38 protein-coding genes and 1 tRNA gene are annotated in these 25,267 nt (G+C 63.7%); 21 read left to right on the forward strand and 18 right to left on the reverse strand.

The window, feature by feature from the left end; genetic code table 11:
- Positions 1-12: 12 nt before the first annotated feature.
- The 12 genes from rpsO to rimP form a co-directional block, all read right to left on the reverse strand.
- Positions 13-282, reverse strand: coding sequence for a 30S ribosomal protein S15 (gene rpsO, locus WFP36_RS13850; RefSeq protein ID WP_054532360.1), 270 nt, complete (start codon positions 280-282; stop codon positions 13-15).
- 20 nt (positions 283-302) lie between these two features.
- Positions 303-1,319 carry a tRNA pseudouridine(55) synthase TruB gene (gene truB, locus WFP36_RS13855; RefSeq protein ID WP_336981260.1) on the reverse strand — a complete coding sequence of 339 codons (1,017 nt, stop codon included), beginning with the start codon at positions 1,317-1,319 and terminating at the stop codon, positions 303-305.
- On the reverse strand, positions 1,316-1,822 hold the full coding sequence (locus WFP36_RS13860; RefSeq protein WP_336981261.1) for a DUF2239 family protein: 507 nt from the start codon (positions 1,820-1,822) through the stop codon (positions 1,316-1,318). The genes truB and WFP36_RS13860 overlap by 4 nt, the downstream gene beginning before the upstream one ends.
- Positions 1,823-1,895: 73 nt before the next feature.
- Positions 1,896-2,327 carry a hypothetical protein gene (locus WFP36_RS13865; RefSeq protein WP_336981263.1) on the reverse strand — a complete coding sequence of 144 codons (432 nt, stop codon included), beginning with the start codon at positions 2,325-2,327 and terminating at the stop codon, positions 1,896-1,898.
- Positions 2,328-2,422: 95 nt separating this feature from the next.
- A complete protein-coding gene (locus WFP36_RS13870) occupies positions 2,423-3,109 on the reverse strand; it encodes a site-2 protease family protein (RefSeq protein ID WP_336981265.1) in 687 nt (228 codons plus the stop codon).
- Positions 3,110-3,145: 36 nt separating this feature from the next.
- A complete protein-coding gene (locus tag WFP36_RS13875; protein ID WP_336981267.1) occupies positions 3,146-3,697 on the reverse strand; it encodes a GNAT family N-acetyltransferase in 552 nt (183 codons plus the stop codon).
- On the reverse strand, positions 3,694-4,272 hold the full coding sequence (locus tag WFP36_RS13880) for a thymidine kinase (RefSeq protein ID WP_336981269.1): 579 nt from the start codon (positions 4,270-4,272) through the stop codon (positions 3,694-3,696). Before WFP36_RS13880 ends, WFP36_RS13875 begins: the two co-directional genes overlap by 4 nt.
- A gap of 68 nt (positions 4,273-4,340) precedes the next feature.
- Positions 4,341-4,736 carry a 30S ribosome-binding factor RbfA gene (rbfA, locus tag WFP36_RS13885; RefSeq protein ID WP_336981271.1) on the reverse strand — a complete coding sequence of 132 codons (396 nt, stop codon included), beginning with the start codon at positions 4,734-4,736 and terminating at the stop codon, positions 4,341-4,343.
- Positions 4,737-4,771: 35 nt separating this feature from the next.
- Entirely contained in the window at positions 4,772-7,435 is a 2,664-nt protein-coding gene (gene infB / locus WFP36_RS13890) for a translation initiation factor IF-2 (RefSeq protein WP_336981273.1), read from the reverse strand.
- A 61-nt stretch (positions 7,436-7,496) separates the two neighbouring features.
- The gene (locus tag WFP36_RS13895) at positions 7,497-8,273 is read right to left on the reverse strand and encodes a DUF448 domain-containing protein (protein WP_336981275.1); all 777 of its coding nucleotides are present in this window, start codon (positions 8,271-8,273) and stop codon (positions 7,497-7,499) included.
- A complete protein-coding gene (gene nusA / locus WFP36_RS13900; protein ID WP_336981277.1) occupies positions 8,254-9,903 on the reverse strand; it encodes a transcription termination factor NusA in 1,650 nt (549 codons plus the stop codon). Before nusA ends, WFP36_RS13895 begins: the two co-directional genes overlap by 20 nt.
- Before the next feature lie 5 nt (positions 9,904-9,908).
- The gene (gene rimP, locus WFP36_RS13905; protein WP_336981279.1) at positions 9,909-10,499 is read right to left on the reverse strand and encodes a ribosome maturation protein RimP; all 591 of its coding nucleotides are present in this window, start codon (positions 10,497-10,499) and stop codon (positions 9,909-9,911) included.
- Between the two features lie 228 nt (positions 10,500-10,727).
- Between rimP and WFP36_RS13910 the strand changes: the two genes are divergently transcribed.
- Both WFP36_RS13910 and rnk read left to right on the forward strand, forming a co-directional pair.
- Complete coding sequence (locus tag WFP36_RS13910) at positions 10,728-11,378, forward strand: FABP family protein (RefSeq protein ID WP_336981281.1); 651 nt, start codon at positions 10,728-10,730, stop codon at positions 11,376-11,378.
- A 402-nt stretch (positions 11,379-11,780) separates the two neighbouring features.
- Positions 11,781-12,185, forward strand: coding sequence for a nucleoside diphosphate kinase regulator (rnk, locus tag WFP36_RS13915; protein ID WP_336981283.1), 405 nt, complete (start codon positions 11,781-11,783; stop codon positions 12,183-12,185).
- 3 nt (positions 12,186-12,188) lie between these two features.
- On the opposite strand, the gene pspF is transcribed toward rnk, so the two are convergent.
- Positions 12,189-13,214 carry a phage shock protein operon transcriptional activator gene (gene pspF / locus WFP36_RS13920; protein ID WP_336981284.1) on the reverse strand — a complete coding sequence of 342 codons (1,026 nt, stop codon included), beginning with the start codon at positions 13,212-13,214 and terminating at the stop codon, positions 12,189-12,191.
- Positions 13,215-13,366: 152 nt separating this feature from the next.
- Between pspF and WFP36_RS13925 the strand changes: the two genes are divergently transcribed.
- From WFP36_RS13925 to WFP36_RS13975, 11 genes are all read left to right on the forward strand, one after another.
- A complete protein-coding gene (locus WFP36_RS13925; protein ID WP_336981286.1) occupies positions 13,367-13,522 on the forward strand; it encodes a hypothetical protein in 156 nt (51 codons plus the stop codon).
- Between the two features lie 143 nt (positions 13,523-13,665).
- Positions 13,666-14,415 (forward strand): phage shock protein PspA, encoded by a 750-nt coding sequence (gene pspA / locus WFP36_RS13930; RefSeq protein ID WP_419716642.1) that lies wholly within the window; start codon positions 13,666-13,668, stop codon positions 14,413-14,415.
- Between the two features lie 3 nt (positions 14,416-14,418).
- Positions 14,419-14,712 carry an envelope stress response membrane protein PspB gene (gene pspB / locus WFP36_RS13935; RefSeq protein ID WP_336981288.1) on the forward strand — a complete coding sequence of 98 codons (294 nt, stop codon included), beginning with the start codon at positions 14,419-14,421 and terminating at the stop codon, positions 14,710-14,712.
- Complete coding sequence (gene pspC / locus WFP36_RS13940; protein ID WP_336981290.1) at positions 14,709-15,089, forward strand: envelope stress response membrane protein PspC; 381 nt, start codon at positions 14,709-14,711, stop codon at positions 15,087-15,089. The genes pspB and pspC overlap by 4 nt, the downstream gene beginning before the upstream one ends.
- A 24-nt stretch (positions 15,090-15,113) precedes the next feature.
- Positions 15,114-15,425 (forward strand): hypothetical protein, encoded by a 312-nt coding sequence (locus WFP36_RS13945; protein ID WP_336981292.1) that lies wholly within the window; start codon positions 15,114-15,116, stop codon positions 15,423-15,425.
- A 2-nt stretch (positions 15,426-15,427) separates the two neighbouring features.
- The gene (locus tag WFP36_RS13950) at positions 15,428-15,802 is read left to right on the forward strand and encodes a hypothetical protein (protein WP_336981293.1); all 375 of its coding nucleotides are present in this window, start codon (positions 15,428-15,430) and stop codon (positions 15,800-15,802) included.
- Between the two features lie 28 nt (positions 15,803-15,830).
- Positions 15,831-16,166 (forward strand): hypothetical protein, encoded by a 336-nt coding sequence (locus WFP36_RS13955; protein ID WP_336981294.1) that lies wholly within the window; start codon positions 15,831-15,833, stop codon positions 16,164-16,166.
- A complete protein-coding gene (locus WFP36_RS13960) occupies positions 16,166-16,438 on the forward strand; it encodes a hypothetical protein (protein WP_419716643.1) in 273 nt (90 codons plus the stop codon). The genes WFP36_RS13955 and WFP36_RS13960 overlap by 1 nt, the downstream gene beginning before the upstream one ends.
- A 28-nt stretch (positions 16,439-16,466) precedes the next feature.
- Positions 16,467-16,751, forward strand: coding sequence for a hypothetical protein (locus WFP36_RS13965; protein WP_336981298.1), 285 nt, complete (start codon positions 16,467-16,469; stop codon positions 16,749-16,751).
- Entirely contained in the window at positions 16,748-16,999 is a 252-nt protein-coding gene (locus WFP36_RS13970) for a hypothetical protein (protein ID WP_336981300.1), read from the forward strand. The genes WFP36_RS13965 and WFP36_RS13970 overlap by 4 nt, the downstream gene beginning before the upstream one ends.
- A 24-nt stretch (positions 17,000-17,023) precedes the next feature.
- The gene (locus WFP36_RS13975; RefSeq protein ID WP_336981301.1) at positions 17,024-17,434 is read left to right on the forward strand and encodes a SufE family protein; all 411 of its coding nucleotides are present in this window, start codon (positions 17,024-17,026) and stop codon (positions 17,432-17,434) included.
- Between the two features lie 6 nt (positions 17,435-17,440).
- Here the strand turns inward: WFP36_RS13975 and WFP36_RS13980 are convergent, their stop codons facing one another.
- On the reverse strand, positions 17,441-17,959 hold the full coding sequence (locus WFP36_RS13980; RefSeq protein WP_336981303.1) for a sterol desaturase family protein: 519 nt from the start codon (positions 17,957-17,959) through the stop codon (positions 17,441-17,443).
- Between the two features lie 16 nt (positions 17,960-17,975).
- Positions 17,976-18,377 carry an acyl-CoA thioesterase gene (locus WFP36_RS13985; RefSeq protein ID WP_336981305.1) on the reverse strand — a complete coding sequence of 134 codons (402 nt, stop codon included), beginning with the start codon at positions 18,375-18,377 and terminating at the stop codon, positions 17,976-17,978.
- A gap of 186 nt (positions 18,378-18,563) precedes the next feature.
- Here WFP36_RS13985 and WFP36_RS13990 point away from each other — a divergent pair, with 186 nt between their 5' ends.
- The 7 genes from WFP36_RS13990 to grxD all read left to right on the forward strand — a co-directional run bounded on the left by WFP36_RS13990 (position 18,564) and on the right by grxD (position 22,271).
- On the forward strand, positions 18,564-18,929 hold the full coding sequence (locus WFP36_RS13990; protein ID WP_336981307.1) for a hypothetical protein: 366 nt from the start codon (positions 18,564-18,566) through the stop codon (positions 18,927-18,929).
- Between the two features lie 76 nt (positions 18,930-19,005).
- Positions 19,006-20,439 carry a 3-isopropylmalate dehydratase large subunit gene (leuC, locus tag WFP36_RS13995; protein ID WP_336981309.1) on the forward strand — a complete coding sequence of 478 codons (1,434 nt, stop codon included), beginning with the start codon at positions 19,006-19,008 and terminating at the stop codon, positions 20,437-20,439.
- A gap of 31 nt (positions 20,440-20,470) precedes the next feature.
- Positions 20,471-20,692 carry a hypothetical protein gene (locus tag WFP36_RS14000; RefSeq protein ID WP_336981310.1) on the forward strand — a complete coding sequence of 74 codons (222 nt, stop codon included), beginning with the start codon at positions 20,471-20,473 and terminating at the stop codon, positions 20,690-20,692.
- Positions 20,692-21,294, forward strand: coding sequence for a 3-isopropylmalate dehydratase small subunit (gene leuD / locus WFP36_RS14005; RefSeq protein WP_336981311.1), 603 nt, complete (start codon positions 20,692-20,694; stop codon positions 21,292-21,294). Before WFP36_RS14000 ends, leuD begins: the two co-directional genes overlap by 1 nt.
- Positions 21,295-21,343: 49 nt before the next feature.
- Positions 21,344-21,667 carry a DUF1476 domain-containing protein gene (locus WFP36_RS14010; protein ID WP_336981313.1) on the forward strand — a complete coding sequence of 108 codons (324 nt, stop codon included), beginning with the start codon at positions 21,344-21,346 and terminating at the stop codon, positions 21,665-21,667.
- 4 nt (positions 21,668-21,671) lie between these two features.
- Positions 21,672-21,905, forward strand: a complete 234-nt coding sequence (locus tag WFP36_RS14015; RefSeq protein WP_336981315.1) for a BolA/IbaG family iron-sulfur metabolism protein — start codon at positions 21,672-21,674, stop codon at positions 21,903-21,905.
- 36 nt (positions 21,906-21,941) lie between these two features.
- Positions 21,942-22,271 (forward strand): Grx4 family monothiol glutaredoxin, encoded by a 330-nt coding sequence (gene grxD, locus WFP36_RS14020; RefSeq protein ID WP_336981317.1) that lies wholly within the window; start codon positions 21,942-21,944, stop codon positions 22,269-22,271.
- Between the two features lie 43 nt (positions 22,272-22,314).
- Here grxD and WFP36_RS14025 read toward each other — a convergent pair whose 3' ends face one another.
- From WFP36_RS14025 to WFP36_RS14035, 3 genes are all read right to left on the reverse strand, one after another.
- Positions 22,315-22,629: a TraR/DksA family transcriptional regulator gene (locus WFP36_RS14025; protein ID WP_336981318.1), complete on the reverse strand. Its 315-nt coding sequence runs from the start codon at positions 22,627-22,629 to the stop codon at positions 22,315-22,317.
- A gap of 456 nt (positions 22,630-23,085) precedes the next feature.
- Complete coding sequence (locus WFP36_RS14030) at positions 23,086-24,159, reverse strand: choice-of-anchor A family protein (RefSeq protein ID WP_336981319.1); 1,074 nt, start codon at positions 24,157-24,159, stop codon at positions 23,086-23,088.
- 192 nt (positions 24,160-24,351) lie between these two features.
- Positions 24,352-24,428, reverse strand: a tRNA-Arg gene (locus WFP36_RS14035).
- Positions 24,429-24,518: 90 nt separating this feature from the next.
- On the opposite strand from WFP36_RS14035, the gene WFP36_RS14040 reads away from it, so the two are divergent.
- Positions 24,519-25,256: a queuosine precursor transporter gene (locus WFP36_RS14040; protein ID WP_336981321.1), complete on the forward strand. Its 738-nt coding sequence runs from the start codon at positions 24,519-24,521 to the stop codon at positions 25,254-25,256.
- The last annotated feature ends 11 nt before the right edge of the window (positions 25,257-25,267 follow it).

Here is a 25,267-nt window from a genome sequence, read left to right on the forward strand (position 1 = left end):
CTTGAGAAACTCTTATTTGCGCAGACCCAGCTTCTGGATCAGCGAGTTATACCGCTCGACATCCTTCTTCTTGAGATAGGCGAGCAGGCTGCGGCGCTTGTTGACCATCATCAGCAGGCCGCGGCGCGAGTGGTTGTCCTTGTGGTGCGCCTTGAAGTGTTCGGTCAGGTTGCGGATACGCTCGGTGAGGATCGCGACCTGCACTTCGGGGGAACCGGTGTCGCCCTCGACGCGGGCATTGCCCTGGATGATTTCAGTCTTCTTTTCGGCGGTAACCGACATAATATTGCTCCGCGACATCGCTAAAGATTGAAACCCCGGACGACTTTCGCCGTCCCGGCTTCGAGTTCGACCAGCGCCACGGGAACACTTCCCGCCTTCGCCCAGTACAACCCGTCACCTTGGGGCATTCCGGTGAGGACACGGCCCTGTCGGACCGCCACCACCGCTTCCGGAGAGAGATCGAGGGCCGGGATGTCGTCCAGCCCCGCCTCAAGCGGCAGGATTACGTCTTCAAGGGGCGCGCCCTTGCCGATTTCGTTCAATTTGTCCAGCGAAATCGCCTGATCGAGCGTGAACGGCCCGGCCTTGACCCGGCGCAGCATGGTGACATGGCCGACCGTGCCCAGCGCCAGCGCTATATCACGCGCGAGGCTGCGGATATAGGTGCCCTTGGAGACATGGGCAACGAGGGTGATTTCAGCCAGATCCTCCCCGGCACGGGGAGGGGGACCGTCCCCAGGACGGTGGAGGGGCACCTGCGGCGGGGCTGAACCGGTCAGCGAAGCGCCATCCGGCGCCTGCCCCTCCACCATGCTGCGCATGGTCCCCCTCCCCGTGCCGGGGAGGATTTCCAGCGCATGCACCGTCACCGCCCGCGTCTTCAGCTCCACCTCTTCCCCTGCCCGCGCGAGATCGTAGGCGCGCTTGCCATCCACCTTGAGCGCCGAATAGACCGGCGGCACCTGATCGATCGGGCCGGTGAAGCGCGGCAGCACGGCTTCCAGTTCCGCCACAGTCGGACGCACATCGCTCGTGGCGATCACTTCGCCTTCGGCGTCGAGAGTATCGGTCTGCTCGCCGAACTTCACGGTGAACTCGTATATCTTGCTGGCGTCCAGCATCCGCCCACACAGCTTGGTCGCCTCGCCCAGCGCGATAGGCAACACGCCTTCGGCCAACGGATCGAGCGTGCCGCCATGGCCCACCTTGACCTTGCCATAGCCCGCCTCGCGCATGTTGCGCTTCACTGCCCCCACGGCCTGAGTGGAACCAAGTCCAACCGGCTTGTCGAGAATGATCCAGCCATGGACGCTCATTGTGCGGCGCCTTCCGGGAAGGCCAGCGCGCGGCCATGGGCGCGGATACCTTCGGGCCAGCCCTGCGTGAAATGATCGTATCCCACCGGATTGCCGGCATAAATCTCGCGCACGGCATCCTCGAATTTCGGCAGGTCGCCCGCCATGGCGCTGAGGAAACGATAGGCGGCGTCATGGCATTGCTCGGGCGTCTTGGCCTGCGACCGTGCCGCATCCACCAGCCGCCGCAGCGTGGCGGAAGCACCGCCGCGCTGGGCACTGAGCCAGTCCCAATGGCGCGGCAGCAGAGTTACCTCGCGCGCCTTCACTCCCAAGGAGGGGCGGCCACGCGGGCGCTGCTCCGCAGGGCGCAGGTCGAGATCGATCTGGCGCCCGGTCTCATCGTCGAACGCCAGCAGGTCGTCCGCCCGCTCAGGCGGCTCAATGCCCTTGAGGCGCTCGGCCATATCTTCGGCCGGGCCACGGGCAATCGGCTCGCCCTTGAGGAAAACGGTGACGTCCATATGCGGTTGGCTCCTTACGGGCACCGCATATATTTACCCGGATCAAATAGTCAATATATTATCCGGGTAAATATCAATAGTCCGTTCTGCTTCCCGCTTCCTCTGCAGCTTCCGGCTTCTTGCCCTTCTTCGCCTTCTTCGGCGGCTGTCCTTCGATCGGTACGAGCGACTTCAGAGGGTAACGCTGCCCGGAAATATAGACATTGCTCCAGCGGTCGAGCCTGTCGCTCGCGCCGGTGTCGAGGCCGATAAACAGAGTATAGGGCAGATCGCTGGCCGGGCTGAACAACTCGGCCTTGTACCAGCGGCGATGCGAATCCTGGAAATAGATCACCTCGCGCCCGTCCGCCCGCCAATCGCGCACGCCGCCGTGATTGGCGAAGGGGATATAGGCTTCTGCAACCTTCTCGGTGGATTGGGCAGTTGCCTGCTGCTCTTCCGCAAAGGCCGGAGACGAAACAACCGCCAGGGCCAGCAGGGCCGGGAATCCGAATGAAAGCTTCATCGTAACTTCCTTTCTGTCTCCCACTCACCGTCTATGTCGTGCGGCGCGGGGGATGTTTCAAGGACGGCGGCGAAGCGCGTTTCCCTCAGCCCCGATCAGGCGCCCGCAGCCCAGCCGGCAATGCCATAATATACATCCTCTACTCGCGTCACGACGGGTTCGAGGAAACGGCCGACAAGGTCGAAGCCCGGTATCAGGCTGGGCAGCACCAGCAGCAGCATGAACACCAGCGGCAGCCCCCACGGGCGCAGCTTCGCATAGGCACGCGCCGCATCGCGCGGCAGCAGACCCTCCACGATGTGCGATCCATCGAAAGGCGGGATCGGCAGCAGGTTGAACAGGGCAAGGAAGATGTTGATGAGGATGAAATATTGCGCGCCCATCATCGCCAGCGCCAGCATCCCCTCGGGCGGTGCCTGCAAGCCGCGCCCCAGCAGGCCCAGCACCACGGCACCGACACCTGCAAGCACGAGATTGCTGGCCGGCCCGGCCGCTGCCACGGCCATCATGCCATAGCGCGGGTTGCGCAGGCGCCTTGCGTCGACCGGCACCGGCTTTGCCCAGCCGAAGACGGGCGCGCCCATCAGCGCGAGCGCCCCGGGCAGGATCACCGTGCCAAGCGGATCGACATGGCGAATAGGATTGAGGCTCAGCCGCCGCATGTCGCGTGCGGTGCTGTCGCCCAGCGCCAGCGCGGTCCAGCCATGCGAGACTTCGTGAAAGACGATGGCAAGGATCAGCGCCGGGATCAGCACCAGCGCGGACATAAGCGTTTCGGTCATGCCACTCAGATAGGCTGCGCCACCCGAAAGGCCAAGCTACCGATCGGTTCTTTCCGACCATTCGTCGGACAGGATCGAAAACACCGCCGTGTCGCGCACATGGCCGTTCCAGGTGATCCGCTCGGCCCGCAGCACGCCTTCCTTCCGGGCGCCGAGCTTGAGCACGGCCGCCTGCGAACGGGCGTTGCGCACATCCACGCGAAATTCCACGCGCCTGATTCCGCAGGCGAAAGCATGGCCGAGCATCAGGCGCTTGATCCGGCCATTGAGCCCGGTGCCGCGCAATTCGGGCGCGATGAAGCTGTTGCCGATCTCCACGGCCCAGCCAGGCGCACCGCGTTCGATCCAGGCGGTCATCCCGGCGAGCTGGCCATCGAGAATAATCGCATAGACGCGGCGCTGCGGCGGGGCGGCCAGCAGGCTGTCGAACTGGGGATCGAACGCAGCCCCGGCATAATTGGTCGGGTAGATCGCCCAAATCTCGCCATCGGCTGCCGTCGCCGCGCGCAACCCTTCGCGATGCTGCTCCGACAGCGGCTCGAGCCGCAATTCGCCATCGGCCAGCGGAACATGGAGCCCGTCATTCATGAGCCGATCGCCTCAGTGAAATGCTTGCGGCACAGGGCGACATAGCGTTCGTTCCCGCCGATCTCCGTCTGGGCGCCATCGCGCACTGCCGTGCCGCTCTCGTCCACGCGCAGGTTCATCGTCGCCTTGCGTCCGCAATGACATACGGCCTTCAACTCGATCAGCGCATCGGCAATGCCCAGCAGCACGGCCGATCCAGGGAAGAGTTCGCCCCGGAAATCGGTGCGCAACCCATAGCAGAGCACGGGAATGCCCGCCTCATCCGCCAGCCGCGCACATTGCCAGACCTGTTCCCTGGTGAGGAACTGCGCCTCGTCGATCAGCACGCAGGCCAGATCGCGCGTGACATTGGCCATGCTCACCTGCGTCCAGAGGTCGGTATTCGCGTCGAACAAATTGGCCGAGGCTTCCAGCCCGATGCGGCTGGCGATCGGCTTGCCCTGAGAACGCGTATCGAACGCGGCGGTCCACAGCATCGTCGCCATGCCGCGCTCGCGATAATTGAATTCCGCCTGCAGCAGGGTGGACGATTTCCCCGCATTCATGCTGGCATAGTAGAAATAGAGCTTGGCCATGGGCGGGACATAGCCGCTCGGGCCGGGCCTGTCGAAGCCCTGCCCTGCATCACAGCGTGAAAAGCGCCTCAGTCCTCGGCGAGATCGCGCGACACGCGCGGGTCGGACAGCAGGCGCTCGATCCGGTCGGCCTCATCGAAGCTCTCGTCGGAGCGGAACTGCAGCTTGGCCGCGAATTTGAGGCCAAGGCGCTTGGCCACCTCGCGCTGGAAATAGGCGGTGTTCTGGCGCAGCGCCTTCACCACCACTTCCTCGTCCTCACCCAGCAGCGGCTTCACATAGACAGTCGCATTGCGCAGGTCCGGCGTCATCCGCACTTCGGTGACCGAGACGGAATGGGCCGAAAGCGTATCGTCATGCACTTCCTGCCGAGCCAGAAGCTCGGACAGGATATGGCGCACGCGTTCGCCCACCTTGAGCAGGCGAACCGAGTGCTGTTCGGGCGTTTGTTGCTGTTTTGCCATCTAGTACTCCTTCCGCGAGGGAAGGTGCGAACGGACTAGAGAGTCCGTTCGCGTTCCTCGATCTCGAACACTTCGAGCATGTCGCCCGCCTTGATGTCGTTCGTATCCTGCAGCACCACGCCGCATTCCAGACCGGCGCGGACTTCGTCCACATCTTCCTTGAAGCGCCGCAGCGAGGCGATGACCGTCTTGGAAACGATGACATCGTTGCGGGTAAGGCGTGCATGGAAGCCCTTGCGGATGATGCCTTCGAGCACGAGGAGGCCGGCGGCCTTGTCCTTCTTGCCCGCGGGGAACACCTGCTTGACCTCGGCGCGGCCCATGACGTTTTCGATCCGCAGCGGCCCCAGTTCGCCCGCCATCTCCTTCGCGATTTCCTCGGTCAGGTGATAGATGACGTCGTAATACATCATCCGGGTCTTGTTGCGGTCGATCAGTTCGCGCGCCTTGGCGTTCGGGCGGACGTTGAAGCCGATGATCGGCGCGCCGGAAGCCGAAGCCAGCGTCACGTCGCTTTCGGTGATCGCGCCCACGCCCGAATGCAGGATGCGGACCTTGATCTCGTCGTTGGACAGATTGTGGAGCGCATTGTTGATCGCTTCCACACTGCCCTGCACGTCGGCCTTCACCACCAGCGGGAACTCGATCACATTCTCCTTGTCCTTCAGGGCGGAGAACATGGTGTCGAGGCTGGCAGGCGCGATGGCAGTACGCTTCTCGGTCGCCTTTTCCTTGCGGTAATTGGAGACTTCGCGCGCACGCTGTTCGTTTTCGACCACAGTGAGCTTGTCGCCCGCCATCGGCACGCCTGCGAGGCCGAGGACCTCCACCGGCAGCGAGGGCGGCGCTTCCTTGATCTGGCGGCCCTTGTCGTCGATCATCGCGCGGACACGGCCGCTTTCGGTGCCGACCACGAAGACGTCGCCAGTCTTCAGCGTGCCGCGATTGATCAACACGGTGGCCACCGGGCCACGGCCCTTGTCCAGCTTGGCTTCGATCACGGTAGCTTCCGCGTCGCGATCCGGGTTGGCCTTCAGCTCGAGCAGTTCGGCCTGGAGCATGATCTTCTCGATCAGATCGTCGAGGCCCATCTTGCTCTTGGCGGAAACTTCCACGTCCTGCACATCGCCGCTCATCTCTTCCACGACGACTTCGTGTTCGAGCAGGCGTTCGCGGATGCGCTGCGGATTGGCTTCCGGCTTGTCGCACTTGTTGATCGCCACGATCATCGGCACGCCAGCGGCCCTGGTATGACGGATCGCCTCGATCGTCTGCGGCATGATGCCGTCATCGGCGGCCACCACCAGCACCACGATATCGGTGACATTGGCACCGCGCGCGCGCATTTCCGTGAAGGCGGAGTGGCCCGGCGTATCGAGGAAGGTGATCTTGTCGCCGCCCTTGGTGGTGATCTGGTAGGCGCCAATATGCTGGGTAATGCCACCGGCCTCGCCCCGCACCACATCGGTGCCGCGCAGCGCGTCGAGCAGGCTGGTCTTGCCGTGATCGACGTGGCCCATGATCGTGACCACCGGCGGACGCGGCTTCAGCGTGCCTTCGGCATCGAAGTCCTCGGACGTATCGATATCGACATCGCTTTCCGAAACGCGCTGCAGATTGTGGCCGAATTCGGTGACCAGCAGTTCCGCCGTATCCTGGTCGATCGTCTGGTTGACGGTGACCATCATGCCCATCTTGAACAGGGCCTTCACCAGATCCGCGCCCTTTTCGGCCATGCGGTTGGCGAGTTCCTGCACCGTGATCGCCTCAGGCACCACCACGTCGCGAACCTGCTTGTCACGCTGTTGCGATTGGCCGGAGAAGTGAGCACGGCGTTCCTTTTCGCGCGCACGCTTGAGCGCGGCGAGCGAGCGGGCGCGCGCGCCTTCATCCTCGTTGAGCGCGCGATTGACGGTCAGCTTGCCGCCACGGCGACGATCGGCGAGGCTGGCGGCACTACCGCCACCACCGCCGCCGCCACGGTCGTTGCGTTCATTGCCACGGCCGCCGCCGGCCGGCTTCTTGTCCTCGCGCTTCTTCTCGGGCTTGTCGGTCTTGGGAGCAGCCTCGGTCTTTTCCGGGCGCTTGGGCTCGGGGCGGACGACGGGCGTGAACATGCGCGGCGCGGGTGCAACCGCAGCGGCGGCCTTGTCCTGAGCCGGAGCGGCAGCAGCGACAGGCGCCTCCGGCTCGGGTTCCGGCTCGGCCTTGGGAGCGGCGGGCGCGGGCGCGGCTGAGGAAGGCGCGACTTCCGGTTCGGCAACAGCCTTGGCAGCAGCTTCCTCTTCGGCCTTGCGGTTTTCCTCGGCGCGGCGCTTCTCTTCCTCGATTGCGCGCAGGCGTTCTTCCTGCTCGCGGCGATTGGCCTCTTCCAGCGCGGCAAGGCGCGCTTCCTCGGCCTCGCGCAGCAGGCGTTCCTGCTGTTCGAGCCGGGTTTCGGTGGAAACGGCCGGACGCGGCGCGGCGGGCCGCGGAGCCTGGACGACCGGCTGCGGCGCGGGTTCAGGCGCGGGAGCGGGCGCCGGGGCCGCAGCCTCCGGAGCCTGGCCGGGCTTGGTGATCTTGCGACGCTTCACTTCCACGACCACCTTGTTGGTGCGGCCGTGGCTGAAGGTCTGCTTGACCTCGCCCGCTTCGACCGAACGCTTCAGCCCCAGCGGCTTGCGGCCCAGCGTCGGTTTGTTGTCGGTGTCGCTCATACGCCTCAATCTATCCTTCGTATTCTCTATTCGTCGTCACTGCCGGGGTTAACCGCCAGCCTTAGCCGGTAACCACGGCATGATGCGCGGCGCCGTTCGCCGCCCCTTCCGGGGAAGTGCCTTCAGCCGCAGGATGTGCCCCCGTGAAGCGCATCAGGCGCCTTAAGGGAATTGCGACCCTTTCGGCCGACCCGTGGTCAGCCAGCGCCAGATGGACGACATTCTCGCGGCCCAATGCCACAGACAGAGCCGCGCGGTCCAGTGGCAAGCGCTCGCCCATAAGGCCCGAGCCTTCGGCATCCATGCCGACGCGATAGGCCTGGTCGAGCTTTCTGCAGCCATCGTCGCTCGCATCGGCCGCATGGCCGAGCCAGGCAATGGCACCGCCCCGCGCCTGCTGCGCGATGCGGTCAGAACCCAATATAAGCTTTCCCGAGCGCATTTCGAGGCCCAGGCGCTGAAGAAGTGCGCGGGTCAGCGCATCTTCCGCCATGGCTCCAAGATCCTCGGGGATCGAGAGTTTCGCGCCCTTGAAGGCACGAGCCAGTGCGCCGCGCAGCTTGCCGGAAGCAAGCGCCTCGTCGAGCTGGGCGCGAGTCACGCCGATCCAGGCACCCCGCCCCGGCGCACGCGCCAGTGCATCGGGCAGGACCTGGCAAGTTCCATCCGGCCCGGCAGGCGAAATCGCCAGACGCAGGAATTCGTCACGCGAGCCGTTCTGGCCGGTGAGAACGCACTTGCGCTCGGGAGTCGCCTCCTCCGTCCCGGCCGCGCGGTTGCGCGGCGGGCGGAGTGCGGGAATGTCGGAACCTAGCGGCTCATTGCGGGGTGTCCGCATCGGCGGCCTCCCCAGAATTGTCTGATCCGACGTCAGCAGCCGGTTCTTCGTCTTCGAACCAGTGTGCGCGGGCAGCCATGATGATCTCGTTGCCCTGCTCTTCGGTCAGGCCATATTCGCCAAGCACGCCCGCCTTGTCCTCGGTGCGGGCATTGCGGCGCGCCGGCGGACCGTCGCCACGGCGGCGGGGCTCGTTGCGCTTCTTGGCGATCAGTTCGTCCGTGGCGAGATCGGCCAGATCGTCAAGCGTCTTGATCCCGGCCTTGCCGAGCGTGACCAGCATCGCTTCGGTGAGGTTCGGGATTTCGGCCAGCGCATCTTCCACGCCCAGGGCGCGGCGTTCCTGACGGGCGGCCTCTTCCTGGCGGTCGAGCGCTTCCCTGGCGCGGTTCTGGAGTTCCTCGGCCAGTTCCTCGTCGAAGCCTTCGATCGAAGCCAGCTCGTCCATTCCGACATAGGCGACTTCTTCCAGCTCGGCGAAGCCTTCGGCAACGAGCAGCTGCGAGAGCGTCTCGTCCACGTCCAGCTCTTCCTCGAACATCTTGGAGCGCTCGGCGAATTCCTTCTGGCGCTTCTCCGAAGCCTCGGCCTCGGTCATGATGTCGATCTGCGAGCCGGTCAGCTGGCTGGCGAGGCGCACGTTCTGGCCGCGGCGGCCGATGGCCAGCGACAGCTGGTCATCCGGCACCACCACTTCGATGCGGCTTTCTTCCTCGTCGATCACCACGCGGCTGACGGTGGCGGGCTGGAGGGCGTTGACCACGAAAGTCGCGGTGTCCTCGCTCCAGGGGATGATGTCGATCTTTTCGCCCTGCAGTTCCTGCACCACGGCCTGAACGCGACTGCCCTTCATGCCGACGCAGGCGCCGACCGGGTCGATCGAGCTGTCGCGGCTGATCACGCCGATCTTGGCGCGCGAACCCGGATCGCGGGCAGCGGCCTTGATCTCGATGATGTTGTCATAGATTTCGGGCACTTCCTGCGCGAAGAGCTTCTTCATGAACTCCGGATGCGCGCGGGAAAGGAAGATCTGCGGGCCGCGGCTGTTGCGTTCCACCTTGAGGATCAGCGCGCGCACACGCTCGCCCACGCGGGCGGCTTCGCGCGGGATCTGCTGATCACGGCGGATGACACCCTCGGCGCGGCCGAGATTGACGATCACATGGCCGAATTCGACCGACTTGATCACGCCGGTGATGACTTCGCCCGCGCGGTCCTTGAATTCCTCGTACTGGCGTTCGCGCTCGGCATCGCGGACCTTCTGGAAGATCACCTGCTTGGCGCTCTGCGCGTCGATGCGGCCAAGATCGACCGGCGGCAGCGGATCGACGATGAAGTCACCCAGGCCGGCATTCTTGTCGAGCTTCTGGGCCTGCTTGAGATCGACCTGCTTGAAGTAGTCTTCCACTTCCTCGACCACTTCCACGACGCGCCACAGGCGCAGGTCGCCGGTCTTGGGATCGAGCTTCGCGCGGATGTCGTTCTCGGCGCCGTAGCGGGCACGGGCCGCCTTCTGGATCGCCTCTTCCATTGCTTCGATGACGATCGACTTGTCGATCATCTTCTCGCTGGCAACGGAGTTCGCAATCGCGAGCAGCTCTGCCTTATTGGCGGAAATCGCACTGGCCATTGGTATCAGCCTTCCTCTTCTTCGAGAAATTCGTCTGCGCCTTCATCCACTTCCTCAGCGCCGGAAGTGTCGAGCGGGCGGGTTGCGGCAATCAGCCGGTCGGTAAGGACAAGCTTTGCCGAATGAATGAGTTCCAGCGGGAATTGCACCCGCCCGACCTTGGCATCGTCCACCGTAACGACATCGCCGTCGATTCCGGCCAGATCGCCCTTCACGGTCTTGCGCGGCTTGCCATCGTCGCCGGTCACGGCCTCGGCCAGGGCAATGCGCACTTCGTGGCCCGCCCAGTTCGCGAAATCCTTGGGCCGGGTCAGCGGACGATCGATGCCGGGGGAGCTGACTTCAAGGCGATAGGCGCCCTCCACCAGCACTTCACCGGCTTCTTCCAGCTCGTCCATCCGGTCGGAAATGCGGCGCGACAATGCGGCGCACTGTTCGATCACCAACTGCCCGGTCGCCGGGTCTTCCGCCATGATCTGCAAGGCAGGCTCGCCCTCGCCCGCTTCGGCGCCGATCATCTTCACGCGCACAAGATCAAACCCCAGGGCTTTAGCCTCGGGCTCGATCACTTCGGTAAGGCGCGCAATATCGGCCATGCGGTCTCCGGTTGACGGACAGTGCGAAACGCGTTTCGGGCCGGCCCCTTGCGGCGCCAGCATCCAAACCGTGAATCACAATGTCGGGATGGCCTTTAATTAGGCGTGCGAACGGCAAAACGCAAGGGAAAGTGAAGAGACCTCGCACAGCGCCGAGTCTTGCTTGACGCTGGGCTGTTTGACTGCTTGCACAAGGGCAGGCGGCCCTTTTGCGGATTGGAGCGAAGAATGCAGATTCCAGAGGACATCTTCACCGAGCAGGAGGATGTGGACCCCGACACGCTGGCCAATCTCGGCCCGCTACGGCGCCTGGCGGGAATCTGGGAAGGCAATCGCGGCACGGACATCGCGCCCAAGGCGGAAGGGCCGGACGAGAGCGACTATTACGAACGTATCGTGATGCAGCCGATCGACCCGCAATCGAACGGGCCGCAGCTTCTCTATGGCCTGCGCTATCATCTCCACGTCAACACGCCGGACGAGGACATCACTTTCCACGATCAGGTGGGCTACTGGCTGTGGGAACCGGCCACGGGCCTTATCATGCAATCGCTGGCGATCCCGCGCGGCCAGGTGGCGCTCGCGTCGGGCCATGCCGGGCCGAATGACACCAGGCTGAAGCTGACGGCGACGCGCGGCACCACCGAATACGGGATTGCCTCCACCTTCTTCCTCGAACAGGCCTTCCGCACCGATTCCTACACCATAGAAGTGGAATTCCACGAGGATGGCAGCTGGAGCTATGTGCAAGATACCGTCCTTGCCGTGCGCGGCCAGACCGAACCTTTCCACCATCGCGACAATAACCGCCTGACAAAGGTGGGCGAAGTGGACATGAACCCCTGGCTCAAGATCGTGCGCGGGCAGGAAGCGGGATAAGGGGCAAGGGCATCCCCTCGGCCCCAATCCATGACATCCGCTCGTCCTGAGCCTGTCGAAGGACGCACGCTGGCGCTTGCCCGAAAAAGGGAATGGCGCTGATGGCTTCCCGTGTCCTTCGACAGGCTCAGGACGAACGGATGTGGTGATCCGGATTGGTCATAGGACAAGGCCTTCGCTTTCTCACTCTCGTCATCCAGCACGGCGGAGATTGACTTGCGGCCTCGCCGGTGACAGCCTGCGCGCATGAACCGGCACTTCTTCCGACATCTGGGTGGTCAACTCCTCGCGGGCACTTAGCCCCGGGTCCGGTGTGCACACGCCCCGTGCCCGGGGCGAACTCCATAGATCGAATGCGGCGCCACAGTCGCATTATCCCCCCCATCTGGAGGTGCCAGCACCATGACGAATACTAAGGCCTCGCGCAGGCCGCCAATCCACATGATCGAAAGCGAGGCGGAAAGCCTTGCCAATCTTGCCATCGGCAATGACGAACGCTTCCCCGAAGCCTGCGAATTGCTGCTCCGGGAAATCGACCGGGCACGGCTGCATAAACCCGACAAGATCCCCGCCGGTATCGTGACCATGATGAGCACAGTGGAATTCGCCGACGATGCCCATGAGGAGGGCCATACCGTGCAACTCGTCTATCCGGGCCAGGCCGATATCGCGGCCGGCAAGCTTTCGATCCTCACTCCGGTCGGCGCCGGGCTGATCGGGCTGGCGGAAGGCCAGTCGATCATCTGGCCAGGCCGGAACGGAAGCGAGCGCGTGCTCACCATCCGCAAGGTGTCCCAGCCGAACTGACGCCTACTGCACCAGGCCGTGTTTCCTGATGCAGTGGCGCAGCTGATCATAAGTTAGCCCCAGCGCCTTGGCCGTCTGCCGCTGGTTCCAGCGGTAGCGGCCGAGAGCGTGCTCGAGGATCGCCCTTTCATGCGCATCGACTGCCGCGCGCAGATCGGTCACGCTGTCATGGCCATGATCTGCCATGCCAGGCGCCGGTTCGGCAGGCCTGTGCGCAGCCTCGGCGCTCTTGTGCACACGTTCGCCCACCGGCTTCCACGGGCTGTCGAACGGGTCGAACTGGACATGGCCGATCGGCTCTTCCCAGTCGTCCCAGCGATAGACGGCGCGCTCCACCACATTGCGCAATTCGCGCACATTGCCGGGCCATGCATGGTCGTCGAGCTGGCGCTGGACGTGCGGCGCGTAGCCCGGCCAGGCCTCCCACCCCAGTTCCGCGGCCATGCGGCGGCCGAAATATTCGGCCAGCACCGCGATATCCCCTTCGCGCACCCGCAAGGGCGGCAGAGTGATGACCTCGAAACTCAACCGGTCGAGCAAATCGGCGCGAAAGCGCCCTTCCCTTGCCATGCGCGGCAGGTCTTCATTGGTCGCGGCAACGATGCGCACATCCACCCGGATCGGCCGGGATGAACCGATGCGGGTAACCTCGCCATATTCCACCGCTCGCAGCAGGCGCTCCTGCGCGCCCATCGACAGGGTCGCCAGTTCGTCGAGGAAAAGCGTGCCCCGGTCGGCTTCCTCGAACCTTCCCTCGCGTGCTCTGGTAGCACCGGTGAAAGCCCCAGCCTCGTGGCCGAAGAGTTCTGCCTCGATCAGGGTTTCGGGCAGGGCCGCGCAGTTCATGGTGACCAGCGGCTCTTCCCAGCGGTTGGAAAGGCGATGAAGACGTTCGGCGATCAGTTCCTTGCCCGTCCCGCGTTCTCCGATGACGAGCACCGGGCGGCGCATGGGCGCGGCGCGGCTGGCGCGCTCGACCGCGTCGAGAAAGGCGCCGGATTGCCCGATGAACTGGTTGCCCCGATCCATACACCAGCTTCTAGCGCATTTTCCCAACAGGTGGCAATAATTCCCAACACCCTCTCGCCCCGCAACAGCGGAATTGGCCGATTTCCTTCCTCCCCACAGATTGGCACGCCCCTTGCTATCTTCGTGGCATGAATTCTGGAGGGAACCGAACCATGTTTGACCGCCACTTTTTCAGCAGCAAGCTGGGCAAGGCCGCGATCATCAGCCTTGCCGCGATGCTGGCCTTCAACATGCTTGCCCTGAGCCAGCAGCTGCAGGCCGCACCTGTGCCGCTCGCGCTCGCCGCCCAGGGCGTGGAGCTGGCGTGAGCAAGCCGGAAGACACTTCGCTCAGCCCGATCGGGCCGGAGCGGCGGGCCATCCGCCTGGACGGGACCCAGTCCCCCCGTCCCGGCACCCGCGCTCCGGTCCTCAACGGAGACGAGCCGCGCCGCGACCGCCTCGATTCCGAGGTGGAGCGGCTGCGGCGCAACCCTAATCCGAACCGTAATGCAAACTTTGGAGGAGTTCCCTGGATGGGCATTTTCTCGCGTACCCGCGACATCATCGCTGCCAATTTCAGCGACCTGCTGGATCATGCCGAAGACCCGGCCAAGATGATCCGCATGATCATCCTGGAAATGGAAGAAACGCTGGTGGAAGTTCGCGCCAGCGCGGCGCGCACGATCGCGGATCAGAAGGAAATGCACCGCCACACGATGAAGCTGGAACGGCTGCAGGCGGATTGGGGCGAAAAGGCCCAGCTCGCCCTCTCCAAGGCGCGCGAGGATCTGGCCCGCGCGGCGCTGGTCGAAAAGCGCAAGGCCGCCGACATGGCCGAGCAGCTCAAGGCCGAAATCACCGTGCTGGACGATGCGTTGCGCGCCTATGAGGACGACATCCAGAAGCTGCAGAACCGCCTGCGCGAAGCCCGCAGCCGTCAGACCCAGATCGCCGCGCGCCTGGAAAGCGCGGAGAACCGCGTGAAGCTGCGCACTCTGCTGGCCACCGAGCGCGTGGACGAGGCAATGGCCCGCTTCGACCAGCTGGAACGCCGGGTCGATTATGCCGAAGGCCGTGCCGATGCGCTGCGGATCGCCGAAGGCGGCCAGCCGAGCCTGGCCGACGAGATCAACGCCCTCGCCGGATCGGACAAGATCGACGAGGAACTGGAAGAAATGAAGCGCGCGCTCGGCATGAGCGGCGAGAGCAAGGGGGGTTAAGCCGTGGAAGAAGTGCTCGCTATCGTATCCATCTTCATCGGCCTTCCGTGGATCATCTTCCACTACATCACCAAGTGGAAAACCGCCGCCACCATCACCAGCGACGATGAGGCGCTGCTGGAAGAGCTTTACCAGCTCGCGCGCCGCCTGGACGAGCGCATGGACACGGTCGAGCGGCTGGTCGCTTCGGACAACCCCGAATTCAAACCTGCACGGATCCGCCACGATCTGGATGTAGACAATCAGCGGCTGCGCGAACTCGACCGCATGCTCAAGGAAAAGGGAGACCGCCCGTGAACAGCCCACGCACCACGCTTTACCGTGATAAGCGAAATGGCAAGATCTTCGGCGTCTGCGCGGGAATCGCGGACTACACCGGGATCAATGTCCTGTGGGTCCGCCTCGGCTTCCTGATCTCACTGGTCACGCCGATGTCCGGCCTTACGGTACCGGGCTACATCATCGCCGGCTTCCTGCTGAACAAGAAGCCAGCAGATCTCTATGTCGACCGGGACGAGCAGCAATACTGGCAGCGCGTCCGCCAGTCGCCCAAGCGCACTGCGCGCGAAATCCGCGCCCGCTTCCGGGACATCGACCGGCGCCTGGCCGAGGTGGAAAGCTATTACGTTTCCAGCAACCCGCGCCTTTCGGCTGAGATCGAACGCCTGCGCTGAAGCGCGGCATCCGGGGGGAAGACCATGGGACCTGATACACTGGGGCCGCTGATCCCGATCTTCGGCATCATATTCGGCATGACGATCCCGATCCTGGCGATCTGGACCAGGCATCAGCAAAAGCTGGCCGAGATACGCATGGGCACGGTGGCGCAGGATACGGCCGAACGAGCTGCGCAATATGCCAGCCAGGTCAAGGAACTGGAGCAGCGCGTGCGAGTGCTCGAGCGGATCGTGACGGACAAGGGATATGATGTGGCCAGCCAGATCGAGGCGCTGCGCGACACCCGCAAGGTGGAGGCGCTGCAGGACGGGCAGGCCAGAGAGAGGATTTGACGATGGAAAGCGGTTTTCAGAACTTCCTGCCCTATCTGGGCTGGATCGTGGGCGGGGCCTTCGTGGTCAGCATGGCCGGTATCCTTGGCTGGGTGCACACCACCAAGCTGCGTATCCAGCACGGTTATCCGCTGGAAGGCATGTGGGGCCAGTCGCTCAAGCCGGAACTCAATTCCGAGGCGATGCAGCGCGTGCGCCTGCTGACCCAGGAAAACGCCTCGCTGCGGGCGGAACTGGCCTCCGTGAAAGACCGCATGGCGGTGGTGGAACGGATCGTCACCGACAAGGGCTTCGACCTTGCGCGCCAGATCGAGAACCTGCGCGAGGTGGAACCGACTCCGGTCACCGACCCGACGCGCGAGAAGTCCGTGAACTGAGCCGCGCCCGGCAGAAGGAGTTCGACAGATGCAATATGGTGCCGAATTCGTGCTCGCGATCATCGCCATGGCGATGATCACCGGCGTGGTGAACAGATGGATCCGCGCCCGCCACGGCGACACCGGGCAGCGCGGTCCGCGCGGCCACCGTGGGCATGCCCAGCGCGAGAGCGAGGAAGTGGAAGCGCTGCGGTTCGAAAACGCCCGGCTGGTCGACCGGCTCGAAGCCTCGGAAGATCGGCTGGCAGTGCTCGAACGCATCGTGACCGACCGCAGCTACAATCTGGCGAGCGAGATCGAGGCTCTCCGGGATACTGCCCCCGCAAAGACGGTCGAGGTCAGGAAAGAGGGGAATGTGCAATGATGGGACCGGGTGAAACAATCGGCCTCGTCGCGGTTGTCGGCGCCCTGATGGCGCTGGTGATTGTCGCTGGCCAGAGCTTCAAACGCTTCATGGCCTTCCGCGAACGTCAGCTTGAGCTGATGGCCGACCAGACCGCGGAAAAGGCCGCGCAATACGCAGCCCATGTCGAGCGGCTGGAAGCCCGCATGCGGGTGCTGGAGCGGATCGCGACCGACAAGGGAACGCATTTGGCGGCCGAGATCGAGGACCTGCGCGATCCCAAAGTGAACTGATCGCGACGCCATATCTTGAGGACATGACATGAGCTTCGGAACCGCCCTTGTTGCCATCGTCGCGATCCTGGCTTTCGCGGCCATCCGCATCGCGCGCTATAAATCGGAAGGCAGCCGCCATCCGCTGCCGCGCGACGAGCAGGATCTGGCCGTCCGCGACCGCGAGATCGCCGAATTGCGCGAGCGCGTGAAGGTGCTCGAACGTATCGCCACCGATTCTCACACCGGACCGGGCCGCGATGCCCGGGCCATTGCCGAGGAAATCGAAGGCTTGCGCGGCCCCGAAGCCGTCCACAAGGGAGACGCCCGATGATAAGCGAAATCCTGAGCGACGACCTCCTGATCGCCTGCATGGCACTGCTGGGCCTGGCGATCCTTTCCGCCACCGCCCTGCGCGGCTGGCAGGGCTGGCTGGCCCTGAAAGGCAAGGAACTGGATGCCCGCCGCCCCCATGTCGAGATCGAAGGCCGCGCGGGCGAAGGTGCCGCGCGGATCGAACTGGCGGACCTCAAGGAACGCATCCGCAAGCTGGAAGCCATCGCTTCGGGGGTGGACCTCTAGGCCAGGATTGCTAGAGCCGCGCCCATGCGCAGCCTCGACGACATCCGCGAAGAATACGAATTCCTTGAAGGCGACGAACGCTATCGCCTGCTGATCGAACTCGGCCGCGAGCTGGAAGACATGCCCGATGCGCTGAAGACCGACGCCACACTAGTGCGCGGCTGCTCGGCCAAGGTCTGGGTCTATCCCACACAGGCCGGCGATGCGCTGCACTTCCTGGCCGACAGCAACGCCGCGATCACCAAGGGCATCGTCGCGCTGGTGCTGAGCGCGGTACAGGACAAGCCGGCAGCGGAAGTGGCGGACATGGACATCACCGCCGCGCTGGAACCGTTCGAACTGAAAAAGCAGCTCAGCTCCAATCGTACGCAGGGCGTGCCCAACATGATTGCGCTGGTGAAGGAACACGCCGCTCGAATCGCGGCGGCGGGCTGAACCGGGTTACGCCCCCGCGCTTTCCCGCACCACGGCGACGCCCGCCTCGCGCTGTCGCTTCAATTCGGCCTTCAGTTTGGCCGGGTCGCGAGCGATCACGAAGCCGAAGCTGACCCCGCCTTCCTTGCCCACGGTCGCGTGGTGGAGGTTATGGGCCTGCACCAGTCGCTTGAGATAGCCGCTGCGCGGAACATAGCGAAAATAGCGCTGATGAACGAGGCCATCATGTACCAGCGTGTAGATGATCCCGTAGACCAGCACGCCCAGCCCGACCCAGGTGCCCGGCCACCACGCATCCGCGCCCATCACCCAGGGGCTGCCCACGGCGAACATGGAAATGCTCAGCGCGGCGCCGACAATGGCGTAGAGATCGTTCTTCTCCAGCAGATTGTCATGCGGCTCGTGATGGTCGCGGTGCCAGCCCCAGCCCCAGCCATGCATGATATATTTATGGCTGCCCCAGGCCACGCCTTCCATGGCAGCGGCGGTAGCGATCACGATAAGCAGGGGAAGAAGCGCGTCCATCGCGCTGCCTTATAGTTCAATCCTTCGGCGGGAAAAAGAACCGGCGAATTTCTTCACCGATCCGCGCAGGCCGCAGGGTTTCCGCATCGATGCAGCACCAGCAGGACTGCACTTCGGCCAGCACTTCCTCCCCGCGCTCGATGATCGTGTGATAGAAGGCCCGCGCGCCATGGACCTGTTCCAGCACGGTGCGGGCAATCACCTCGTCATCAAGGAACGCGGGCTTGCGGTAGGTAATCTCGTGCTTCAGTGCGACCCAAAGGCGCGAGGCAGCGGTATCCGCCGGGGCCAGCTTCTTCCAGTGCGAGAGCACGGCATCCTGCACCCAGCTGAGATAGCGGGCATTGTTCACATGGCCCATGAAATCGATATCGCTGGGCAGGATCGTGATCGGGAACTTGTACGGGGCTGCTGACATACTTGTAAGTTATATCTCCTTTGGCGACGTTTCAATGACTCCCGCTGCTGCAGTGCAACAAAGACATTTTGTTACAATTCGCCGCAATTGTGCGACCGTCCGTATCTCCGCCGTTCATCTAATCAGCCCTATTTCTGAACACACGGAACAAGCCGTGAAGTTTTGAACTAGCGAAGGATGAAAGCCATGAACCGTCTCGCCAAGCTGATCGCCCCCGCCATCGCAGCCTCGCTGGTGCTGGGCGCCGCCGTCCCCGCCTCTGCCGCCCCGTGGCAGGGCCGTGACAATTACCGCCAGGAAATCGCCCAGCTCGACCGCCAGATCGACCGGGCGCAGGAACGCCGCCTGATCTCGCCGCGCGAGGCCGAGCGCCTCGAACGCAAGGTCGACCAGCTGCAGGACCTGCATGCCCGCTATGCCCGCAACGGCCTGACCCGGGCTGAAGGGCAGATCCTCGACCAGCGGATCAACACGGTGAAGCGCCAGATCGCCAGCGAAGTGGCCGACCGTGACCGCGCACCGCAGGGCCGCCCCGGCGACCATCGCCGGTGACAATCAAGGCCCGGCTTGAGCCCGGCCAATTTTTCCTCCCTTGTCTTGCGGGGCCGGCGAGCCTAGGTCGCCCGCCATGGCCAGCCGACCCCGCACCCTTTACGAGAAGATCTGGGACGCTCACGAAGTCGAGCGCCGTGAAGACGGCACCAGCATCCTGTTCATCGACCGCCACCTCGTCCACGAGGTGACCAGCCCGCAGGCATTCGAGGCCCTGCGCCTCAGCGGCCGCAAGGTCCGCCGCCCGGAGCTGACGCTGGCGGTTCCCGATCACAATCTGCCGACCACCGCGCGCCTCGATGCAGCGGGCAAGCGCATTCCCATCGCGGATGCGGAAAGCGCCCAGCAGCTCGCCGCGCTGGAAAAGAACGCGCCCGAATTCGGCGTGCGCTATATCGGCCCGACCGACATCAACCAGGGCATCGTGCATGTGGTGGGGCCGGAAACCGGCTTTTCCCTGCCCGGCGCCACTATCGTCTGCGGCGATAGCCACACTTCCTGCCATGGCGGCGTGGGTGCGCTGGCCTTCGGCATCGGCACCAGCGAGGTGGAGCATGTGCTCGCCACGCAGACGCTGCTGCTCAAGCAATCGAAGACGATGGAAATCCGCGTCGAAGGCGAATTGCTGCCCGGCGTGACCGCCAAGGATTTGATCCTGCACATCATCGGCGTGATTGGCACGGCCGGCGGCACCGGCCATGTGATCGAATATCGCGGCAAGGTGTTCGAGGACATGTCGATCGAAAGCCGCCTGACGGTGTGCAACATGTCGATCGAAGGCGGCGCCCGCGCGGGCCTCGTCGCGCCTGACGAAAAGACCTTCGCCTATCTCAAGGGCCGTGAATACGCGCCCAGGGGCGAGGATTGGGATCGCGCCGTGGCGTGGTGGACCAGCCTGCGCACCGATGAAGGCGCGACCTTCGACAAGAGCGTGGTGATCGACGCCGCCGACGTGCAGCCCACTGTCACCTGGGGCACCAGCCCGGAAGACACCGTCGCCATCGGCGGCGTGGTTCCGGCGCCGGAAAGCTTCGCCGATCCTTCCAAGCAGAAGGCCGCACAGGCCAGCCTCGACTATATGGGGCTGGAGCCGGGCCAGAAGATGACGGACATCGAAGTCCAGAACATCTTCATCGGTTCGTGCACCAACAGCCGCATCGAGGATCTGCGCGCCGCCGCCGAGGTACTGAAGGGCCGCAAGAAGGCCGACAACGTCAAATGGGCGATCGTCGTGCCCGGCTCCGGCCTGGTGAAGCATCAGGCCGAGGAAGAAGGTCTGGACAAGATCTTCATCGAAGCGGGCCTGGAATGGCGCGAACCGGGCTGTTCGGCCTGTCTCGGCATGAATCCCGACAAGGTGCCCGCAGGCGAAAGGTGCGCCAGCACCAGCAACCGCAACTTCGTGGGCCGTCAGGGCCCCGGTGCGCGCACGCATCTGGTCAGCCCGGCAATGGCGGCCGCTGCCGCCGTCACCGGCCGCCTTACCGATGTGAGGGAGCTGGTGGATTGACCGCAAGCGCGGCCTACCCCATCTTTCTGCCATGACCGACAAAACACCGAAGAGCGAGAAGTCGAAGAACCGGGCCGACAAGTCCGATTCCGGCATGGGCGTAGGCACGAAGGCGGCCATTGCGGGCGCTGCGATCGGGATCGGCTCCGCCGCCGTCGCCGCCGCGCTGATGTTCGCCAACCGCCGCAAGCACAAGAACAAGCCCGAACAATTGCCGCCCATTCCCTCGGGCGAGCCACCGGAGACCGATTGATGGAACCCGTGCGCCAGGTTGAAGGCCGCGCCTATCCTTTCGGGATGAAGAATGTCGATACCGACATCATCATTCCCGCCCACTGGCTGAAGACGATCAGCCGCGAGGGCCTTGGCCGCGGCGCTTTCGAAGCGCTGCGCAAGGACCCGGCCAATATCTTCGACCGCGAGGATGTGAAGGGCGCGCCGATCATCGTGGCGGGCGACAATTTCGGCTGCGGATCGAGCCGCGAACACGCTGCCTGGGCCCTGCTCGACATGGGCGTGAAGGCCGTGATCGCCCCCAGCTTTTCCGACATCTTTTCGGGCAATGCCTTCAAGAACGGCATCCTCACCGTCGTCCTTCCGCAGGAAGCGATCGACCGGCTGATGGAAGTGGCCGAGACCGACCCGATCTCGATCGACCTCGAGAGCCAGACGGTGACCACGCCCTTCCAGGATCGCTTCACCTTCGAGATCGACCCTTTCCGCAAGCACTGCCTGCTCGAAGGGCTCGACGAAGTGGGCCTCACCCTTGCCCGCAGCGATACGATTTCGGCCTATGAGGCCCGGCAGGCAAAGGACATGCCCTGGTTCGCCAAGGGAACCGGCCTTGCCGCATGAGCGCATCGCGCGTTATCTGACTTCAGCTTTCTTTCGAGGGATTCTCTAGATGACCGACTTCCAGGACCGCGAACGCGCTGAAGAGCGCAAATATGCAATGGATGAGGAAACCACCTTCCGCATCGCCGCGCGCAGCAACAAGCTGCTGGGCCTGTGGGCTGCCAGCAAGATGGGGCTGACCCCCGAAGAGACCGAGGCCTATGCCAAGTCGGTCGTCCAGGCCGATTTCGAGGAAGCCGGCCATGAGGACGTGATCCGCAAGGTGCTGGGCGATCTGGTCGGCGCGGGGATCGATATCGACGAGGCCGGCGTGCGCGCCGCGCTTGACGAGAAGACCGTCGAAGCCCGCCGCCAGCTGATGGGCGAAGTCTGACCTCATGGCGATGGCGGCTGACGATATTGCGGCGCTGATCAAGGCCGCCCTGCCCGACGCGGCGGTGGAAATCACCGACCTTGCGGGCGACGGCGATCATTATTCCGCCCGCGTCACTTCGGCCGCCTTTGTCGGCAAGAGCCGCGTGCAGCAGCACAAGCTCGTCTACGAGGCACTGGGCGGCCGCATGGGCGGCGCGCTCCATGCCTTGCAACTGACTACCGCCGTTCCCAACTGACGGTCAGCACCAAACGAACTTTCCGGGATTCAACCCATGTCCGATACCAACGCCCGCATTTCCGACATCGTCAATTCGAACGATGTCGTCCTGTTCATGAAGGGCACCCCACTGTTCCCGCAATGCGGCTTTTCCAGCCGCGCGGTGGCGATCCTCGATCATCTGGGCGTCGCCTATGATAGCGTGGACGTGCTTCAGGACATGGAAATCCGCCAGGGCATCAAGAACTTCTCCGACTGGCCGACCATCCCCCAGCTTTACGTGAAGGGCGAATTCGTGGGCGGCAGCGACATCATGATGGAGATGTTCGAAGCCGGCGAACTGCAGCAACTGATGCAGGACGCGCAGGTCGCCAAGGCAGACTGATCGAAAAGCCTCGGACGCCATCGTCCGAGGCTTTTTCCTTACATCACGCGCAATTGATGCAGAGCGTGGCCGTGGGCAGCGCCTTGAGGCGCATCTCGCTGATGTCGTCCCCGCAATTGGCGCAAGTGCCGTAAGTCCCGTCCTCGATGCGCTGAAGCGCCGCACGGGTGGCCATGATCTCATTACGCAGCACCGTATCGACCCCGGCGAGGGCTTCGTCATCGGCAAGGTCGATAGCCTGCTCTTCCGAATCCGCGTCGAGCGGGTGACGCAGATCGTCCTCGATCTCTTCCGCACGCTCGGTCAGTTCGGCAAGGCGCGCCTTGAGCGCCTGTTCCACTTCGCTGTAATCGCTCATCCGTCCATCCTGCGTTGGTGTTCTTGGCGTTTCCAGAGCTTTCTGCGCGGTTTTCCGCCGGGGGACATTGCGCCCAATCAAAAGCCAGCGTCAAGATTCCGACACGCATTTGGGCCGGATCGTCGAAATGTGTCGGCCTGCCTTACAGCCTCGCATCTCGTTAACTTTGCACAAACCATCGTGATGCGCGGGAAAGTGAAACAGGCGCGAATTGGCACGGTGGTTGCAATATCATCGGCGTACCTGTTCTCCTGGTACTCCTAGTCTTCGAAATAGAGGCGGGACCGTCCCTGTCCCCCAAACCTGGTCTCCCGGTTCCGCCTCTTTTCCTTCCCACTCAGCGAAAATCACAGCAGGCGCCGCCGCGCACTCGTGCGTGCGGTGGGTTCGAGGCTCCGGATGAGGCGGCACCTCTGGCCGCCCCCCCCAGTGGATGTGAGTTAGTGGATAGGAGTTTCAGGCTGCCTTCATGCGTCGACGGCGCCAGAAGGCCAGCGCGGCGAGTCCTGCCCCGAACAGCCCGAGCATCCCCGGTTCCGGCACCTGCGTGCCTCCCGAAGACGACCCGCCCGAGGACGATCCGCCCGAACTGCTCGAAGAGGGCGGTTCGTAATGATAGCCGCCGTCATAGGTCCCGACATGCATCTCGCCGTCCTGGACCAGGCTGCCGAATACCGCCGAACCCTGGATGTAATTATAGGTATGGGCATCCGCCTTGGGTGCCAGCACCGACCCGCCGAATGCCGTGGTCAGCGTCAGCTTTTCCGCATCCGGGAAATTCCAGATCACGCTCTCGCCCAGATTGTTCGTCCCACCCAGGAAATTGTCGTTGAGCGTGATGTTCGTGCCGCTGACATTCACGATCGCGGTGTCGGCCCCGTTGAGATTGAACTGAATCTCGCCGATGGAATCGAGGTCGGCCGAACTGATGTTGAACACCGCCACGCCATTGGCGTCCGGCTGGGCAGTGAACACGCCCTTGTTGCCCTGGATCGAGAAATCGCTGTTCGATGAAAGCGTGCTCAGATCGTAGGAGAGGCCGGTCATGCTGGTGGTGATCAGGCTCTTGTCCTGCTGCAGGTTCTGCGTGAAGGCCGGATCGGAAGCCGAAAGGCCCGAATTCACGGTGTTCTGGTTGACGTTGGTATTGCTGATCGTACCGCCGACCTGAACCGTCTGGGCCGCACCGTTCAGGTTGAAGCCGCTGTTGACGTTGCCGCCCACAATCGCGCCGGAGCCATTGTTGAGGTTCTTCGTCCCACCATTCACGTCGCCCACCACGGTCAGGCCCGGCGTGCCGGTGGTGGAGGCCGGAATGCTCGAAATATTATAGTTCGAGGAATTGCCCGAAAGGTCGCCGCCTACGAAAGTCCGCCCTTCCACTTCCGAGGAAGAGACGAGATCGCCCAGCACCACGAGATTCCATTCGCGCAGGATATCGGTGCCGGTGGGCGTCGAAGCGAAGGCGGGAACGGAGAGGGCAAACGCCGCGGCTGCCGCGGCGATGGTCAGTCTGAATTTGGTGGACACAGGGATTCTCTGAATGAATTCAACGGGGGGACTTGCCCCTTAACCTATTCCGTCAAGATTTATGCGTTCGATTAAATACCGTTTCAATCCGGCACAGACCGCACTCGAAAAGGTTAACGCGCGGGCGGCCTGGGGCGAACGGGCCAGCTTCGCCAGCAGGTGAGCGAGACAATCCCGCGATCGAGAGTGTGGTGGCGCGCCCGGCAGGACTCGAACCTGCAACTCCAAGCTTAGAAGGCTCGTGCTCTATCCAGTTGAACTACGGGCGCGTGGTGGTGCCCATAGAGCATGCGGCGCCCCGGTGGGAACGCCTTTTTGGGTATCTATGCCCGGCGGTGTTTTCGGGTTAGCAATGCTGCATGGGCGAACACACCAAACGCATCGAAGGCCAGGCGGGCGGGCGCCGGCATTTCCGCTATCTCGACTATCTGATGGCGGCCTTCGTCGCCATTCTGCTGCTGTCGAACCTGATCGGAGCGTCCAAGCCCAGTTACGTCACTCTGCCCGGCGGCATGGAGTGGTCGTTCGGTGCCGGGGTGCTGTTCTTCCCCGTCAGCTACATCATCGGCGACGTGCTGACCGAAGTTTACGGCTATGCCAATGCAAGGCGCGTGATCTGGACCGGCTTTGCCGCCTTGATCTTCATGGCCTTCATGGCGGCAGTCGTCGTCGCCTTGCCTCCCGCCGATGGCTGGCCGGGGCAGGAAGCCTACGAATTCGTATTCGGAAACAGCTGGCGGATCGTCGCCGCCTCCATGCTGGCCTTCTGGGCCGGCGAATTTGCCAACAGCTTCGTGCTGGCCAAGCTCAAGCTTATCACTGGCGGCCGTTTCCTGTGGGTGCGCACGATCGGCTCCACAGTGGTCGGCCAGGGGCTGGACAGCCTGATCTTCTACCCGCTGGCCTTTTATGGCCTGGCCGGCTGGCCGCCCGAGCAGCTGATGCAGGTCGTTCTTTCGCAATGGCTGATCAAGACTGTCTGGGAAGCCGCGCTCACCCCGGTTACTTATGCGGTGGTCGGCTTCCTCAAGCGGCGCGAAGGCGTCGACGTGTTCGACAGCGACACCGATTTCTCGCCCTTCGCGAAAAACGCCTGATGCCGCGGGGG

It is taken from the genome of Fulverythrobacter fulvus (assembly GCF_037154085.1).
Taxonomy (GTDB): domain Bacteria; phylum Pseudomonadota; class Alphaproteobacteria; order Sphingomonadales; family Sphingomonadaceae; genus Andeanibacterium; species Andeanibacterium fulvum.

Bases quoted from the DNA above. Each gene is read 5' to 3' on its own strand.
- WFP36_RS13865 (WP_336981263.1), bottom strand. From the start codon at position 2,327: ATGAAGCTTTCATTCGGATTCCCGGCCCTGCTGGCCCTGGCGGTTGTT.
- WFP36_RS13985 (WP_336981305.1), bottom strand. From the start codon at position 18,377: ATGTCAGCAGCCCCGTACAAGTTCCCGATCACGATCCTGCCCAGCGAT.
- truB (WP_336981260.1), bottom strand. From the start codon at position 1,319: ATGAGCGTCCATGGCTGGATCATTCTCGACAAGCCGGTTGGACTTGGT.
- rpsO (WP_054532360.1), bottom strand. From the start codon at position 282: ATGTCGGTTACCGCCGAAAAGAAGACTGAAATCATCCAGGGCAATGCC.
- WFP36_RS13955 (WP_336981294.1), top strand. From the start codon at position 15,831: ATGCAATATGGTGCCGAATTCGTGCTCGCGATCATCGCCATGGCGATG.
- WFP36_RS13950 (WP_336981293.1), top strand. From the start codon at position 15,428: ATGGAAAGCGGTTTTCAGAACTTCCTGCCCTATCTGGGCTGGATCGTG.
- rnk (WP_336981283.1), top strand. From the start codon at position 11,781: ATGACGAATACTAAGGCCTCGCGCAGGCCGCCAATCCACATGATCGAA.
- WFP36_RS14015 (WP_336981315.1), top strand. From the start codon at position 21,672: ATGGCGATGGCGGCTGACGATATTGCGGCGCTGATCAAGGCCGCCCTG.
- WFP36_RS13970 (WP_336981300.1), top strand. From the start codon at position 16,748: ATGATAAGCGAAATCCTGAGCGACGACCTCCTGATCGCCTGCATGGCA.
- nusA (WP_336981277.1), bottom strand. From the start codon at position 9,903: ATGGCCAGTGCGATTTCCGCCAATAAGGCAGAGCTGCTCGCGATTGCG.
- WFP36_RS13925 (WP_336981286.1), top strand. From the start codon at position 13,367: ATGTTTGACCGCCACTTTTTCAGCAGCAAGCTGGGCAAGGCCGCGATC.
- WFP36_RS13910 (WP_336981281.1), top strand. From the start codon at position 10,728: ATGCAGATTCCAGAGGACATCTTCACCGAGCAGGAGGATGTGGACCCC.
- WFP36_RS14010 (WP_336981313.1), top strand. From the start codon at position 21,344: ATGACCGACTTCCAGGACCGCGAACGCGCTGAAGAGCGCAAATATGCA.
- WFP36_RS13945 (WP_336981292.1), top strand. From the start codon at position 15,114: ATGGGACCTGATACACTGGGGCCGCTGATCCCGATCTTCGGCATCATA.
- WFP36_RS13960 (WP_419716643.1), top strand. From the start codon at position 16,166: ATGGGACCGGGTGAAACAATCGGCCTCGTCGCGGTTGTCGGCGCCCTG.
- WFP36_RS13875 (WP_336981267.1), bottom strand. From the start codon at position 3,697: ATGAATGACGGGCTCCATGTTCCGCTGGCCGATGGCGAATTGCGGCTC.
- WFP36_RS13975 (WP_336981301.1), top strand. From the start codon at position 17,024: ATGCGCAGCCTCGACGACATCCGCGAAGAATACGAATTCCTTGAAGGC.
- WFP36_RS13870 (WP_336981265.1), bottom strand. From the start codon at position 3,109: ATGACCGAAACGCTTATGTCCGCGCTGGTGCTGATCCCGGCGCTGATC.
- WFP36_RS13990 (WP_336981307.1), top strand. From the start codon at position 18,564: ATGAACCGTCTCGCCAAGCTGATCGCCCCCGCCATCGCAGCCTCGCTG.
- WFP36_RS13980 (WP_336981303.1), bottom strand. From the start codon at position 17,959: ATGGACGCGCTTCTTCCCCTGCTTATCGTGATCGCTACCGCCGCTGCC.
- WFP36_RS13965 (WP_336981298.1), top strand. From the start codon at position 16,467: ATGAGCTTCGGAACCGCCCTTGTTGCCATCGTCGCGATCCTGGCTTTC.
- infB (WP_336981273.1), bottom strand. From the start codon at position 7,435: ATGAGCGACACCGACAACAAACCGACGCTGGGCCGCAAGCCGCTGGGG.
- WFP36_RS13860 (WP_336981261.1), bottom strand. From the start codon at position 1,822: ATGGACGTCACCGTTTTCCTCAAGGGCGAGCCGATTGCCCGTGGCCCG.
- rbfA (WP_336981271.1), bottom strand. From the start codon at position 4,736: ATGGCAAAACAGCAACAAACGCCCGAACAGCACTCGGTTCGCCTGCTC.
- rimP (WP_336981279.1), bottom strand. From the start codon at position 10,499: ATGGCCGATATTGCGCGCCTTACCGAAGTGATCGAGCCCGAGGCTAAA.
- leuC (WP_336981309.1), top strand. From the start codon at position 19,006: ATGGCCAGCCGACCCCGCACCCTTTACGAGAAGATCTGGGACGCTCAC.
- leuD (WP_336981311.1), top strand. From the start codon at position 20,692: ATGGAACCCGTGCGCCAGGTTGAAGGCCGCGCCTATCCTTTCGGGATG.
- WFP36_RS14040 (WP_336981321.1), top strand. From the start codon at position 24,519: ATGGGCGAACACACCAAACGCATCGAAGGCCAGGCGGGCGGGCGCCGG.
- WFP36_RS14025 (WP_336981318.1), bottom strand. From the start codon at position 22,629: ATGAGCGATTACAGCGAAGTGGAACAGGCGCTCAAGGCGCGCCTTGCC.
- WFP36_RS13895 (WP_336981275.1), bottom strand. From the start codon at position 8,273: ATGCGGACACCCCGCAATGAGCCGCTAGGTTCCGACATTCCCGCACTC.
- WFP36_RS13880 (WP_336981269.1), bottom strand. From the start codon at position 4,272: ATGGCCAAGCTCTATTTCTACTATGCCAGCATGAATGCGGGGAAATCG.
- pspF (WP_336981284.1), bottom strand. From the start codon at position 13,214: ATGGATCGGGGCAACCAGTTCATCGGGCAATCCGGCGCCTTTCTCGAC.
- WFP36_RS14000 (WP_336981310.1), top strand. From the start codon at position 20,471: ATGACCGACAAAACACCGAAGAGCGAGAAGTCGAAGAACCGGGCCGAC.
- grxD (WP_336981317.1), top strand. From the start codon at position 21,942: ATGTCCGATACCAACGCCCGCATTTCCGACATCGTCAATTCGAACGAT.